Raw genomic sequence first — 12,716 nt, 5'->3', positions numbered from 1 at the left:
CGGGACCGGAGCGCGGACCGCGAGCGTAGACCGGAGCGCGGACCGCGAGCGTAGGCCGGAGCGCAGGCCGTCAGTCGACGGCGAGGGCCGCGACCGGGGAGACGCGTGTCGCACGGCGGGCGGGCAGCAGCGACGCCGCGACGGTGATGAGCAACGTCACGAGCAACACGGCGGCGACCGTCACCCACGGGATGCTCGGCAGCATGATGCGCCCCACCATTGATCCGAAGGTGGCCTGCGCGCCCACCCACCCGTAGAAGACGCCCAGCAGCAGACCGAAGAGCGCTGACGAGGCGATCATGGCGACGGCCTCGGTCACGATCATCCGCCGCACCTGCCCCGCCGTGAACCCGAGCGCCCGCAGCAGGCCGAGCTCGCGCCTGCGCTGCATGACGCTCAGCGACAGGGTGTTGACCATGCCGACGGCGGCGAGCAGCACCGAGAAGCCCAGGAGCACGCTCATGATGGCCGTCGTGACGTCGATGACCTGCTCGAACGCGGCGTACATCTCGGGCTCCATCTGCCCGAACTCGAGGGTGATGGTGCGGAACGTCTCCGTGGCGACGGCGAACATCGTGACGAGCGTGATGCCGATGACGAGGCCGATGACCGCCCGGCTGCTGCGCGATGGGTTGCGCACGGCGTTGGCGGCCGCGAGCCGCGTCACCGGGCCGCGCCCGAGGGCCCTCCCGGCGAGGCTCATGAGGGGCGGGAGGATGACGGGCGAGCCGATGACGACACCGACGAACGACAGCATGCCGCCCACGACGCTCACGAGCACACCGGTCGGGCTGGAGAGGCCCAGGTAGACACCGCCGACGAGCATGGCGACGCCCAGGGCGATGAGGATGACGGCCGTGATGCTGCGCCCACGACCGGCGCGCAGCTCCTGCATGGTCGGCTCTGCCGTGGACGAGGTCGCCGCGATCGGGGACACCGAGAGGACCCGGCGCGAACCGACCCAGGACGCGATGATCGTCGCGGCGGTCACGGCGATGACGGGGGCGAGCACCGCGGGATGCACGATGGGGAACGCGAACGGCTCGAGTGCCCCGTTCATGATCGCGAGCTGCGCACCGAGGGCGGTCAGCCCGACGCCGAGGACGGCTCCCGCGAGCGCGCCGGATGCTCCCTGCACGAGTCCCTCGCGGACGGTGCGGGCTCGGAGCGACTTCCCCGAGGCGCCGATGAGGCGCAGCAGCGCGATCTCCTTCGTGCGCCCGGCGATGACGGTCGCGACCGAGTTGGAGGTGACGACGGCGCCCACGAAGAGGGCGATCGTGAAGAACAGGGCCGCGACGGTGCCGAGCACCGTCGCGAGCTGACCGATCTCGCTGAGACCCATCGCGTCGAAGTAGGCGGCGAGGTCGGCGACGATCATGATGAGCACCGTGCCGAAGGCGGCCGAGAGGGCAGAGACCAGCACGACGGCCGCGCCGCCGCTGTTCTGCTGCGACTCCGGGGCGCGGCGCGGCTTGCCGGCGCTCCTGGTCCCCGCACTGCTCGCAGCGGTCGCGGTTCCGGCGGCGCTCATGCTGCCGTCTCCATGGAAAGCATGAGGTTGGAGATCTCGGCGGCGCTTGTGCGGGGCCGGTCGGCGACGACCTTGCCGTCGGCGAGGAACACGACACGATCGGCGTGGCTGGCGGCGATCGGGTCGTGCGTCACCATCGCGATCGACTGGCCGTACTGGCTGCTCGCCGTGGAGAGCAGCGACAGCACCTCTCGCCCCGTCTTGGAGTCGAGGTTTCCCGTCGGCTCGTCGGCGAAGATCAGCTTTGGCCGCGTCGCGAGGGCTCGCGCGATGGCAACTCGCTGCTGCTGCCCACCGGACAGCTCGTAGGGGCGGTGCGCGAGTCGCTGCGCCAGGCCGAGGGTCTGGATGAGGTGCGTGATCCACTGCTCCTCGTCGCGGGAGACGGACCGGCCGTCGAGGTCGAACGGCAGCATGATGTTGCCGCGCACATCCAGCGTGGGCACGAGGTTGAAGGCCTGGAAGATGAAGCCGACCGCTCGGCGCCGGAGCACGGTCAGCTCGGCGTCGTTCATGCCCGTGATCTCGGTGTCGCCGAGAAACACGCGGCCGGAGGTGGCGCCGTCGAGCCCCGCCATGACATGCATGAGCGTCGACTTGCCGGAGCCGCTCGGGCCCATGATCGCCGTGAACTCGCCGCTTCGGATGCCGAGGCTGACGCCATCGAGGGCCGCGACGCTGCCGTGGGTGCCGTAGATCTTTCGAACGTCGACGACGCTCGCGACAAGGGAGGATGTGGTGTTCATGTCCACGACGCTACGGATGCGCCCCGCTCGGCCGCGTCCGCCCCTGGTCGCCCGCGCATGGTCCTCTGGGATGACACTGCCGCGCCTCGCGTCCAGCCTCCGGCCGAGGTTCGAGCAATAGCCTTGGCGCATGGCCTCCCCTACGCTCGTCTGGTTCCGTGACGACCTGCGCCTCCACGACCACCCGGCGCTGCACGTCGCGCTCGAACGCGGCGGGCCCGTCATCGCGCTGTTCGTGCTGGATGAGGAGTCCCCCGGCGTGCGTGCGCTCGGAGGGGCAGCGAAGTGGTGGTTGCACCACAGCCTCGATGCCCTGCGCGCGAGCCTGGACGAGATCGGCGGCTCGCTGGTGCTGCGGCGCGGGCGCGCGGACGAGATCGTGCCGAGCGTCGCCGAAGAGGCTGGCGCGGGGCTCGTCGTCTGGAACCGCCGCTATGGCGGGGCCGAGCGCGACATCGACGCACGCATCAAGCAGGGCCTCATCGATGGCGGTGCCGAGGCCCACAGCCTCCCCGGCTCGCTCCTCACGGAGCCGTGGCAGATCCAGACCGGGCAGGGTGAGGCGTACCGCGTGTACACGCCCTTCGCCAACGCCTGCCAGAGCCGCTTCGACCATGAGCCCCCGCGGTTGCCCCTGCCGGCACCGGACGCGCTCCCCCGCGGCTCGAAGGCGACCTCGCTCGACTCCGACGCGCTCGACTCCTGGCAGCTGCTGCCGACGAGGCCAGACTGGGCCGAGGGACTTCGGGAGGAGTGGACGCCCGGAGAGCGGGGCGCTCACGACCGGCTCGAGGAGTTCCTCGACGGGGTCGTCACCGACTACAAAGCGGACCGCGACCGACCGGACCTCGTGGGCACGAGCCGGCTCAGCCCGCACCTCCGCTGGGGTGAGATCTCCTCCGCGCAGGCCTGGCACGCCCTCGATGGGCGCACCGGAGAAGGCGCCGCGACCTTCCGTCGCGAGCTCCTCTGGCGCGAGTTCGCCTGGCACACGCTCTACAGCTTCCCCGAACTCCACACGCGCCCCTGGCGCGCGTCCTACGAAGACTTCCCGTGGCCGGAACTCGACCGCGACGCGCTCGAGGCGTGGCAGCGGGGCACCACCGGGATCCCCATCGTGGATGCGGGCATGCGGGAGCTGTGGCGCACCGGCAGCATGCACAACCGCATCCGCATGGTCACCGCCTCTTTCCTCACCAAGCACCTGCTGACCGACTGGCGGCGCGGCGAGGAGTGGTTCTGGGACACGCTCGTCGACGCCGACCAGGCTTCGAACCCGTTCAACTGGCAGTGGGTCGCGGGTTCCGGAGTGGATGCCGCCCCGTACTTCCGTGTCTTCAACCCGGAGCGCCAGGCCGAGCGATTCGACCCGCACGGGGCATACGTGCAGCGCTGGGTGCCTGAGGCGGGAACCGACGAGTATCCGGCACCGATCGTCGGCCTGAAGGAAGGTCGCGAGGCTGCGCTCGCGGCTTGGCGGGAGGTTCGGTGACCTTCATGCCGCCGCAAGGCCCGTGACTGTCCGAACTGTCGGTGGCCGGTGCTACATTGCCCGCACGTTCGAGTCGCAGGGGACTCGAGCGCCGCAGGACTCATGCACGAAAAGGGGAACACCATGGTTGAGTACCGCATCGAACTCGTCGGCCTCCCGGTCACCGACGTCGACCGCTCGCGAGCCTTCTACGGCGAGACGCTGGGCTGGCCGGTCGACAACGACCAGGTGGTGAGCGACGAGATCCGCTTCGTGCAGGTCACCCCACCCGGCTCCGCCTGCTCCATCGCCTTCGGCAACGGCATCAGCGACATGCAGGCTGGTTCGCTGCGCGCCCTCCAATGCGTGGTCACCTCCATCGAGGAAGCGCACGCCGATCTCACGCGCCGCGGCGTCGAGGTCAGCCCCATCGACGACCAGCCCTGGGGGCGCTTCGTGTACTTCGCGGACCCGGACGGCAACACCTGGTCGATCCAGGAGCTGCCCGACTACTCGAAGATGGCCGAATGGCAGGAGGGGCAGGGCGCTGACGCTCCCAGCTGACCGGCCTCCACGCAACCCAGCAGTCCCACCACAACCGAAAGAAGGACGCAGAACATGACTGAGAAGAAGAACGGCTACGAGGAGTTCAAGGTCTCCGGCGAGAACCTGCTCGGCAAGGTCAAGGAGCTCATCCACGAGGGCAACGTGCGTCGCGTGTTCATCAAGAACGACGACGGCACCACCCTCCTCGAGATCCCGCTGACCGCGGGCCTCGCGGTCACCGTCGTGGCGGCCGCGCTGGCCCCCGTCCTGGTCGCCGTCGGGGCCATCGCGGCGCTCGTGACGCAGGTGACGGTGGGCGTCGACCGACGTGAACCCGGATCCGCGTCTGACGCGGACGAGAGCCCCGTGGGCGCCGATGGTGTCCCCAAGACCGACTCCGTCGCGCCCGCACCGACGGCGCAGGCAACCGACCCCGACCTGGGCCCGACGACGTCCTAGCCCACTGGACCCTCGGGAACAGACCACGACCGCGGGCTCTGCGACGACCCGGAATGCCGACGGCATCCGGGTCGTTGCACCCCGCAGTCCACTTCGACACGACGGAAGGCGACCACATGAAGGTGTTCCTCACCGGGGCGACCGGTTATATCGGCTCTGCAGTGCTTCGGGCGCTCCTCGCGAATGGTCACACCGTGACCGCCGCGGTGCGCACCGAGGAGAAGGCGGCAGCCGTGCGGGAGGCGGGCGCGCGGGCCGTCGTCGTCGACCTCACCGACCGCGTCGCCCTGGCGCCGCTGCTCCGCCAGGCGGAGGGCGTCATCCACACGGCGTCGGCGCCAGACGTCGACCCGGTCTTCGTGCCCATCGTGCTCAACGAGCTCGTGCACTCCCCCACCCAGTTCGTGCACACGAGCGGCATCTGGCTGTTCGGGAACAACCCGGCCATCACTGAGGAGTCCGAGCCTGAGCCGCCCGAGATCGTGTCGTGGCGCGTGCCTCTCGACCGACAGGTCATCAACAGCAACGTCAACACGGCCATCGTCGCGCCCGCAGTCGTCTACGGGGGGCAAGGTGGTGTCACGCAGCTCCTCGCCGGGAACGGGTCGGCTCCGACAGCTCTGGTCGGCGACGGCGGCCAGCGGTGGACGCTGGTGCACGTCGACGATCTGGCTGAGCTCTACGTGCGCGTCCTCGAGAAGGGCGCCGCCGTCGGCTACGTCATCGGTGCGAGCGGGGAGAACCCCACAGTCCGGGAGATCGCCGAGTCGGCTGGCCCTGGCACCCAGGTGCTGGAGGAGGCTCCGGATGCGAGCCGCGAGCGCCTGGGCGCACCCTTCGCCGATGCGCTCCTGCAGGACCAGGCCGCGACTGGCGCGTACGCGAAGGCGGCCTACGACTGGGCGCCATCGCACGGCGACTGGCTGAAGACGGAGCGTGCCTGACCTCGCCAGGAGCGGCCGGACACGGACCCGCAGCAGCACCCGCAGGTCGACTCCGTAGGCTTGCCCCGTGTTCCCCCTGAAGCCAGTGGATGTGCCCGACGTCGACCGGCGCAGTCTTCCTGTCTTCGAGGCGGGCTCCATCGACGTGCCGTACGTCATCGACGGCATGGACGAGGCCATCAGTCGGAACACGTTCTGGGAAGAGCATTCGCATCCGACGCACGAGCTCATCTGGAACACGCGGGGCGCTTCCTCACTGACGGTCGGCTCCCGCACCTGGACGATCACGCCGACGGTGGGTCTCTGGATCCCGGCTGGCGTCCGCCACACGGCTTGGACGCCAGCCGGCACCTGGTACCGGACCGCCATGTTCAGCGTGCAGAGCACCGCCCCCATCGCAGACGGCCCGGTCGCCGTCGACGTGACCGACCTGCTGCGCCTCCTCCTCGACCGACTGGCTGAGCCGAGCCTCGAGGGCAGTTCGCGGGCGACGACCGAGGCGATGGTGCTCGACGTGCTCGCCCCATCCCCGCACGAGCTGCTCCTGCGCATCCCCGACTCCGAGCTCTTGGCTCCCATCGTCGAGGCGGTCCGTGCGGATGTGCGGGATGCCGGCACGCTCGAAGCGTGGTCGGCGCGGCTCGGGGTGAGCTCGCGCACCATTACCCGTCAGTTCCGAGCCGAGACGGGTCTCGGCTTCAGTAGCTGGGTGGCCGCGTTCCGAATCCAACGCGCGATCGTGTTGCTCGCGGGCGGCGACAGCATCGACGAGGTGGCGATGACGGTGGGGTTCCGCTCGGCGAGTTCCTTCGGGACGGCGTTCAGACGGGTGACCGGGACGAGCCCCGGTCAGTTCCGCGTGCGGTGACGTCGCGCGCCGGAACGCGCACGGTAGTCACCCGCACCTTCGTGCGGCAGCCTCACCGGAACATGTCTGTTTCGCGGTGATTCGTGTCGTTTTGGCTCGATTGCAAAGCAGACCCGCGTCGCCTAGCTTTGGTAAGGCACGCCTAACCGGACCCGCTCTCGGGTCGAGGCTGCCACCGACTTCGACGACCCGTCCGCCGTCGCTGCCGTACTGCGGCGGCGATCGTTGTGCGGGAAGCTCCTCAGGTCCACCCCCGAAAGGACACCATGCCCCGCGCCTCCAAGCTCGTCGCGCTCGCTGCGACCGCGTTGCTCACCGCAGGCCTCGCCGCCTGCTCGACCTCCCCTGCCGCCGACACCGGCGCGGAGCCCGGTTCGGCGAGCGGCGACTTCACGCCGATCACCATCGAGCACGCGCTCGGCACGACCGAGATCACCGAGAAGCCGGAGCGTATCGCGACCGTCAACTGGGCGAACCAGGAAGTCCCCCTCGCGCTCGGCGTCGTCCCCGTCGGCATGGCCCGCGCGGACTTCGGCGACGACAACGGCGACGGCATCCTCCCCTGGGTGAGCGAGAAGCTCGACGAGCTCGGCGGCGAGACGCCCGTGCTCTTCGACGAGACCGACGGCGTCGACTTCGAGGCCGTCGCCGACACGAACCCCGACGTCATCCTCGCCGCCTACTCGGGCCTCACGCAGGAGGACTACGACACGCTCTCCGAGATCGCGCCGGTCGTCGCCTACCCGGAGACGGCCTGGGCGACCTCGTGGCGCGACATGATCCGCCTCAACAGCCAGGGCATGGGCCTCCAGGCCGAGGGTGACGCGCTCATCACCGAGCTCGAGGGCGAGATCGAGGCCACGGCCGCGAAGTACCCGTCCATCCAGGGCAAGAAGACGATGTTCCTCACGCACGTGGACGAGACCGACCTCAGCCAGGTCAGCTTCTACACGACGCACGATACGCGCAGCGCCTTCTTCGAGGACCTCGGCATGACCTTCCCGCAGAGCCTCGTCGATGCCTCCGCGAGCACCGACCAGTTCTCGCAGACCATCAGTGCCGAGCAGACCGACACGCTCGCCGACGTCGAGATCATCGTCACCTACGGCGGCGAGGAGCTCGTCCAAACCCTCCAGGGCGACCCGGTCCTCTCGCAGATCCCCGCCGTCGCGAACGGCTCGATCGTCAACCTGCCGGGCACCGAGCCCCTCGGTACGGCCGCGAACCCCACGCCGCTCTCCATCTCCTGGATCCTCGACGACTACGTCGCACTCCTCTCGCAGGCAGCCGACAAGGTCCAGTGACCCTCACCGCTCCTCCCGCAGCCGCCGGGGGTGTCGCCACCGTGCGACGTCCCCGGCGGCTGCGGGCGCTGTGGTTCGTCCTCGCGCTGGCCTCGTTGGGGGCGCTTGTCGTCGTCTCCGTCATGATCGGCTCGCGCGACGTCAGCTGGGCGGATGCGGTGGCCGCGCTCGGCGGTTCGACCGACGGCTTCGACGAGGCCGCGGTCGCGAAACGCATCCCGCGTACCTTCCTCGCCGTCGCGGTGGGCGCCGCACTCGGTGTGTCCGGCGCTGTCATGCAGGGCGTGACGCGCAACCCGCTCGCCGACCCGGGCATCCTCGGCGTCAACATGGGAGCATCCCTCGCCGTCGTCACCGGCATCGCCTACTTCGGTCTGACCTCCGCGTCCAGCTTCATCTGGGTCGCCATCACGGGCGCCGCCATCGCGGCCGTCTTCGTCTACGTGGTCGGCTCGCTCGGCAGAGGCGGCGCGACACCGCTCAAGCTCGCACTCGCGGGCGCGGCGACCTCCGCGGCGCTCGCCTCATTCGTGACGGCCATCATCCTGCCCCGCGGCGACATCAGCCAGAGCGCCAGGTCGTGGCAGATCGGCGGCGTCGGCGGCGGAACCTGGGACAGCATCTCGCAGGTGCTCCCCTTCCTCGTCGTCGGGTTCCTCATCAGCCTCCTCTCCGCGAAGGGGCTCAACTCGCTCGCGCTCGGCGACGACCTCGCGGCGGGCCTCGGCGAGAAGGTCGCGCTCACTCGAGGCGCCGCGGCCCTCGGCGCCGTCATCCTCTGCGGTGCCGCCACCGCCGTCACGGGACCCATCGCGTTCGTCGGCCTCGTCGTGCCGCACGCCTGCCGCCTCATGTTCGGCGTCGACCACCGCTGGGTGCTGCCGTTCTCCGCCGTCGTCGGCGCGTCGCTGCTGACGGGGGCCGACGTGCTCGGCCGCATCCTCACGCGCCCCTCCGAGATCGACGTCGGCATCATCACGGCCATCATCGGAGCCCCCATCTTCATCTGGATCGTCCGCCGCTCGAAGGTGCGTGCCCTGTGACCGCAACGCGTGCATCCGGGCAGCGCTCTCCCGCCTCGTCCCCCAAGTCCCTGGCACCGTCCTCGCCGAATTCGGCGATCGAGGCGACAGCCCGCGCCGTCGCCGCCAGCCGCGGCCGACGCGCGGCGCGCCGCCGCCTGCTCATGCTCGTGCTGGTCACGCTCATCGCAGCCGTCTTCGTGTTCTCGCTCATGTACGGGCAGACGTTCTACGGCATCGACCAGGTCGTCGCCGTCATCCTGGGCCAGGACGTGCAGGGCGCGACCTTCACGATCGGGCGCCTCCGGCTCCCCCGCGCCGTGCTCGCGATCCTCGCCGGCCTCTCGTTCGGGCTCGCCGGCGTCACCTTCCAGACCATGCTGCGCAACCCGCTCGCGAGCCCCGACATCATCGGCATCTCCTCCGGCGCGAGCGCTGCGGCCGCGTTCGGCATCATCACCCTGTCGCTCGGCGCGAGCGAGGTGTCGTTCTTCGCGATCTTCGTCGGGCTCGGCGTCGCGATCCTCATCTACGTGCTGTCGTTCAAGGGCGGCGTCACCGGCACGAGGCTCATCCTCATCGGCATCGGCATCGCGGCCATGCTCGACAGCATCACCAACTACGTGCTCTCGCAGGCGGCGCAGTGGGATCTGCAGGAGGCGCTGCGCTGGCTCAACGGCAGCCTGAACGGCGCATCCTGGAACGCCATCACGCCGGTGGCCATAGCGATCGTCGCGCTCGTGCCCATCCTCCTCGCGCAGAGCCGCAGCCTCGCCGCGACGCAGCTCGGCGACGATACGGCGGCCGCCCTCGGGGTGCGCGTCAACCGCACGAGGCTCGTCGTCATCGTCACGGCGGTCGGCGTGCTGTCGTTCGCGACGGCCGCTGCCGGCCCCATCGCGTTCGTCGCCTTCCTGGCCGGCCCCATCGCCGCGCGCCTCTTCGGCGGGGGCGGGTCGCTCCTCATCCCCGCCGGGCTCGTCGGCGCGCTGCTGGTGCTCGTCGCCGACCTCGTCGGCCAGTTCCTCCTCGGCACCCGCTACCCCGTCGGCGTCGTGACCGGCGTGCTCGGCGCACCGTTCCTCATCTACCTGATCATCCGCACGAACCGCGCGGGAGGCTCACTATGACCGCAGACCACACCCTCCTCGTCGAGAAGCTGAGCCTCGGCTACGGCGACCGAGTCGTCATCGATGAGCTCGACCTCCTCGTGCCGCCAGGCAAGGTCACGGCCATCGTCGGCGCGAACGCGTGCGGCAAGTCGACCCTGCTGCGCTCCATGTCGCGGCTCCTCTCGCCGCGAGACGGGCACGTGCTCCTCGACGGCAAGGAAGTGCACAAGACGCCGGCGAAGCAGCTGGCGCGGATGCTCGGACTCCTGCCGCAGTCGCCGATCGCCCCGGAGGGCATCACGGTCGCCGACCTCGTGGGCCGCGGCCGCCACCCGCACCAGAACCTCCTCTCCAGGTGGAGCCACGACGACGACCTCGCCGTCGCCGCTGCCCTCGAGGCGACCGAGACGACGGCGCTCGCCGACCGGCACGTCGACGAGCTCTCCGGCGGGCAGCGCCAGCGTGTGTGGATCGCGATGGCGCTCGCCCAGCAGACCGACCTCCTGCTGCTCGACGAGCCGACGACCTTCCTCGACGTCAGCCACCAGGTCGAGGTGCTCGACCTGCTCACCGATCTGAACCGCTCGCGGGGCACCACCATCGTCATGGTGCTGCACGACCTCAACCTGGCCGCACGCTACGCCGACCACCTCATCGCGCTCGCCGACGGCGGACTCCACGCGGCCGGTCGGCCCGGTGACGTCCTCACGGTCGACACCGTTCGCGCCGTGTTCGGCCTCGAGAGCCTCGTCGTCGAGGACCCCGTCTCCGGCCGGCCCCTCATGGTGCCGATCGGACGACACCACGCGCCGGGCGCATCCGTCACGCACTCCGAAGGTTCATCCGCGACAATTGGTGCTCGCACAACCGTGTGATGCACGCGCGCCGGCACCGGGCCCGCCTGCCGGACGAAGGACAGGAGGCGGCGCATGAGCGATGCAGGCGTCGAAGTCCTCGCCTCCGTCTCGCTGCCCGCTGAGGGCGCGAGCAGCTCGGAGTCGCGGGCGCCGCTCGCGGAACGTGCCGAGGAGGCCGTGCCCGCCGGCTTCCCATCTCCCGCGCAGGGCTACTACTCGGGCCCCGTCGACCTTAACCGGCACCTCATCAACGATCCCGCTGCGACCTTCATCGTGCGCGTCAGCGGTGACAGCATGATCGGGGCCGGCATCTTCGACGGCGACGAGATCATCGTCGACCGATCACTCGAACCGCACGACGGCAACGTCGTCATCGCCGTCGTCGATGGCGAGCTCACCGTCAAGCGCCTTCGATTCGACCACGGCCGCGTACGGCTGGTGCCCGAGAACCCCGCCTACGCCGACATCGTGCTCGAGGAGCTCAGCGAGCTCACCGTGTGGGGCGTCGTCACGAGGTGCCTGCACCGTGTCTGAGGCGAGCCAGACTCGCGACGCGCCACAGTCAGCGATCGCGATCGTCGACGCCAACAACTTCTACGCATCCTGCGAGCGCATCTTCGACCCGAGCCTCGAGGGCACGCCCATCGTCGTGCTCTCCAACAACGACGGATGCGTGATCGCGCGCTCAGAGGAGGCGAAGGCCGCGGGAATCCCGATGGGCGCCCCATGGCAGGCCATCGCGCCGGAGGCCGCGATGAAGGGCGTCGTCGCCCGCTCGAGCAACTACGAGCTCTACGGCGACATCAACGCGCGCACGATCGAGCTCCTCGGCCGGTACACGCCGTCGCAGGAGGTCTATTCGATCGACGAGAGTTTCATCCGCCTTCCGGGCCGCCGCGCGGAGGCGCTCGCCGTCGCGCGCGAGATCAGGGTCGCCATGCGCAAGCTCATCGGCATCCCCGTCAGCATCGGCATCGCGCCGAGCAAGACCCTCGCCAAGCTCGCGAACCGCGGCTCCAAGTCCGAGCCGTCGCTCGGCGGGGTCTGCCACCTCGACGCCTACGGTCGGGAGCAGCTGAGCGGCATCCTCGGCACGATCGACGTCGGCGATGTGTGGGGCGTCGGCCGCAAGATGGCCGCGAAGTACGTGGGACTCGGCATCCGCACCGCCCTCGACCTCCGCGAATCGTCGCCGACCGCCATCCGGCGACGCTACGGGGTCGTGCAGGAGCGTGTCGTGCAGGAGCTCCGCGGCATCGACTGCCTCCCCATCGACGAGGTGCCGTCGGAACGCGAGCAGATCCAGTTCTCGAGATCGTTCGCCGTGCCCATCTCGACGGTGCAGGAACTCGAGGAGGTGCTCTCCGTGTACACGCAGCGCGCCTCAGCCCGCCTGCGGTCCCAGGGCTCGCTGGCCCGGGCGATGAGCTGCTACGCGGCCACCTCCCCCTTCCGCGAGGGGCACGAGTCGCACGCCGTCTCCGTCGCGTTCCCCGAGCCGACGGACGACCCGGTCGTTCTGTTCCGGGCGGCCGCCACGGCCCTGGGCCCGCAACTGCGCAGCGACCTGAAGTACGTGCGCGTGGGCGTCTCGCTGTTCGAGTTCGTCGCCCGCGACTCGTACGCCGCGCTCGACATCTTCGGCGAGCGCAGCGAGGACCGGCGCGTGGGAGAAGCCCTCGACGCCGTCGCCGCGAAGTTCGGGCAGGAGTCGCTTGGCCTCGGCGTCGCCGGTCTTCGAGGTGGACGCAGCTGGACGATGCGTCGCGAGATGATCTCGCCGCGCGCCACGACGCACTGGGATGAGCTGGCCGTCGTCAAGGCGGAGTGAGTGCGGGGACCCCGGAGTTACA

The 12,716-nt window shown here is 70.1% G+C and carries 13 protein-coding genes; 11 read left to right on the top strand and 2 right to left on the bottom strand.

Translation table 11 applies throughout. The features are described 5' to 3' along the window. Positions 1–70 precede the first annotated feature (70 nt). Both C5B97_RS08775 and C5B97_RS08770 read right to left on the bottom strand, forming a co-directional pair. The gene (locus C5B97_RS08775) at positions 71–1,534 is read right to left on the bottom strand and encodes an FtsX-like permease family protein (protein WP_258068081.1); all 1,464 of its coding nucleotides are present in this window, start codon (positions 1,532–1,534) and stop codon (positions 71–73) included. Then, positions 1,531–2,280 (bottom strand): ABC transporter ATP-binding protein, encoded by a 750-nt coding sequence (locus tag C5B97_RS08770; RefSeq protein WP_104252958.1) that lies wholly within the window; start codon positions 2,278–2,280, stop codon positions 1,531–1,533. The genes C5B97_RS08775 and C5B97_RS08770 overlap by 4 nt, the downstream gene beginning before the upstream one ends. A 130-nt stretch (positions 2,281–2,410) precedes the next feature. Here C5B97_RS08770 and C5B97_RS08765 point away from each other — a divergent pair, with 130 nt between their 5' ends. The 11 genes from C5B97_RS08765 (at position 2,411) to C5B97_RS08715 (ending at position 12,694) form a co-directional block, all read left to right on the top strand. Continuing rightward, positions 2,411–3,772, top strand: a complete 1,362-nt coding sequence (locus tag C5B97_RS08765; protein ID WP_104311721.1) for a deoxyribodipyrimidine photo-lyase — start codon at positions 2,411–2,413, stop codon at positions 3,770–3,772. A 123-nt stretch (positions 3,773–3,895) separates the two neighbouring features. After that, complete coding sequence (locus tag C5B97_RS08760; RefSeq protein ID WP_181026958.1) at positions 3,896–4,315, top strand: VOC family protein; 420 nt, start codon at positions 3,896–3,898, stop codon at positions 4,313–4,315. Positions 4,316–4,369: 54 nt separating this feature from the next. Further along, complete coding sequence (locus C5B97_RS08755) at positions 4,370–4,756, top strand: DUF4342 domain-containing protein (RefSeq protein ID WP_104311719.1); 387 nt, start codon at positions 4,370–4,372, stop codon at positions 4,754–4,756. 116 nt (positions 4,757–4,872) lie between these two features. Further along, on the top strand, positions 4,873–5,700 hold the full coding sequence (locus C5B97_RS08750; protein ID WP_104312548.1) for an NAD-dependent epimerase/dehydratase family protein: 828 nt from the start codon (positions 4,873–4,875) through the stop codon (positions 5,698–5,700). A 67-nt stretch (positions 5,701–5,767) separates the two neighbouring features. Next, on the top strand, positions 5,768–6,568 hold the full coding sequence (locus C5B97_RS08745) for an AraC family transcriptional regulator (RefSeq protein WP_258068080.1): 801 nt from the start codon (positions 5,768–5,770) through the stop codon (positions 6,566–6,568). A gap of 266 nt (positions 6,569–6,834) precedes the next feature. After that, complete coding sequence (locus C5B97_RS08740) at positions 6,835–7,872, top strand: iron-siderophore ABC transporter substrate-binding protein (protein ID WP_104311718.1); 1,038 nt, start codon at positions 6,835–6,837, stop codon at positions 7,870–7,872. Then, positions 7,869–8,915 (top strand): iron ABC transporter permease, encoded by a 1,047-nt coding sequence (locus tag C5B97_RS08735; RefSeq protein ID WP_104311717.1) that lies wholly within the window; start codon positions 7,869–7,871, stop codon positions 8,913–8,915. The genes C5B97_RS08740 and C5B97_RS08735 overlap by 4 nt, the downstream gene beginning before the upstream one ends. 77 nt (positions 8,916–8,992) lie before the next feature. Next, positions 8,993–10,024, top strand: coding sequence for an iron chelate uptake ABC transporter family permease subunit (locus C5B97_RS08730; protein ID WP_258068263.1), 1,032 nt, complete (start codon positions 8,993–8,995; stop codon positions 10,022–10,024). Continuing rightward, positions 10,021–10,881 carry an ABC transporter ATP-binding protein gene (locus tag C5B97_RS08725; RefSeq protein ID WP_104311716.1) on the top strand — a complete coding sequence of 287 codons (861 nt, stop codon included), beginning with the start codon at positions 10,021–10,023 and terminating at the stop codon, positions 10,879–10,881. Before C5B97_RS08730 ends, C5B97_RS08725 begins: the two co-directional genes overlap by 4 nt. A gap of 54 nt (positions 10,882–10,935) precedes the next feature. Then, positions 10,936–11,397, top strand: coding sequence for a LexA family transcriptional regulator (locus tag C5B97_RS08720; protein ID WP_104311715.1), 462 nt, complete (start codon positions 10,936–10,938; stop codon positions 11,395–11,397). Next, on the top strand, positions 11,390–12,694 hold the full coding sequence (locus tag C5B97_RS08715) for a Y-family DNA polymerase (protein ID WP_104311714.1): 1,305 nt from the start codon (positions 11,390–11,392) through the stop codon (positions 12,692–12,694). The genes C5B97_RS08720 and C5B97_RS08715 overlap by 8 nt, the downstream gene beginning before the upstream one ends. Positions 12,695–12,716 lie beyond the last annotated feature (22 nt).

Origin of the sequence: Pseudoclavibacter sp. RFBB5 (assembly GCF_002931555.1) — a bacterium.
Classification (GTDB): Bacteria; Actinomycetota; Actinomycetes; order Actinomycetales; family Microbacteriaceae; genus Pseudoclavibacter.
The sequence above is the reverse complement of the archived record's forward strand: the minus strand, read 5'-3'. Positions and strand labels throughout refer to the sequence as shown.

Bases quoted from the DNA above. Each gene is read 5' to 3' on its own strand.
- C5B97_RS08770 (WP_104252958.1), bottom strand. From the start codon at position 2,280: ATGAACACCACATCCTCCCTTGTCGCGAGCGTCGTCGACGTTCGAAAG.
- C5B97_RS08725 (WP_104311716.1), top strand. From the start codon at position 10,021: ATGACCGCAGACCACACCCTCCTCGTCGAGAAGCTGAGCCTCGGCTAC.
- C5B97_RS08740 (WP_104311718.1), top strand. From the start codon at position 6,835: ATGCCCCGCGCCTCCAAGCTCGTCGCGCTCGCTGCGACCGCGTTGCTC.
- C5B97_RS08750 (WP_104312548.1), top strand. From the start codon at position 4,873: ATGAAGGTGTTCCTCACCGGGGCGACCGGTTATATCGGCTCTGCAGTG.
- C5B97_RS08765 (WP_104311721.1), top strand. From the start codon at position 2,411: ATGGCCTCCCCTACGCTCGTCTGGTTCCGTGACGACCTGCGCCTCCAC.
- C5B97_RS08775 (WP_258068081.1), bottom strand. From the start codon at position 1,534: ATGAGCGCCGCCGGAACCGCGACCGCTGCGAGCAGTGCGGGGACCAGG.
- C5B97_RS08755 (WP_104311719.1), top strand. From the start codon at position 4,370: ATGACTGAGAAGAAGAACGGCTACGAGGAGTTCAAGGTCTCCGGCGAG.
- C5B97_RS08720 (WP_104311715.1), top strand. From the start codon at position 10,936: ATGAGCGATGCAGGCGTCGAAGTCCTCGCCTCCGTCTCGCTGCCCGCT.
- C5B97_RS08760 (WP_181026958.1), top strand. From the start codon at position 3,896: ATGGTTGAGTACCGCATCGAACTCGTCGGCCTCCCGGTCACCGACGTC.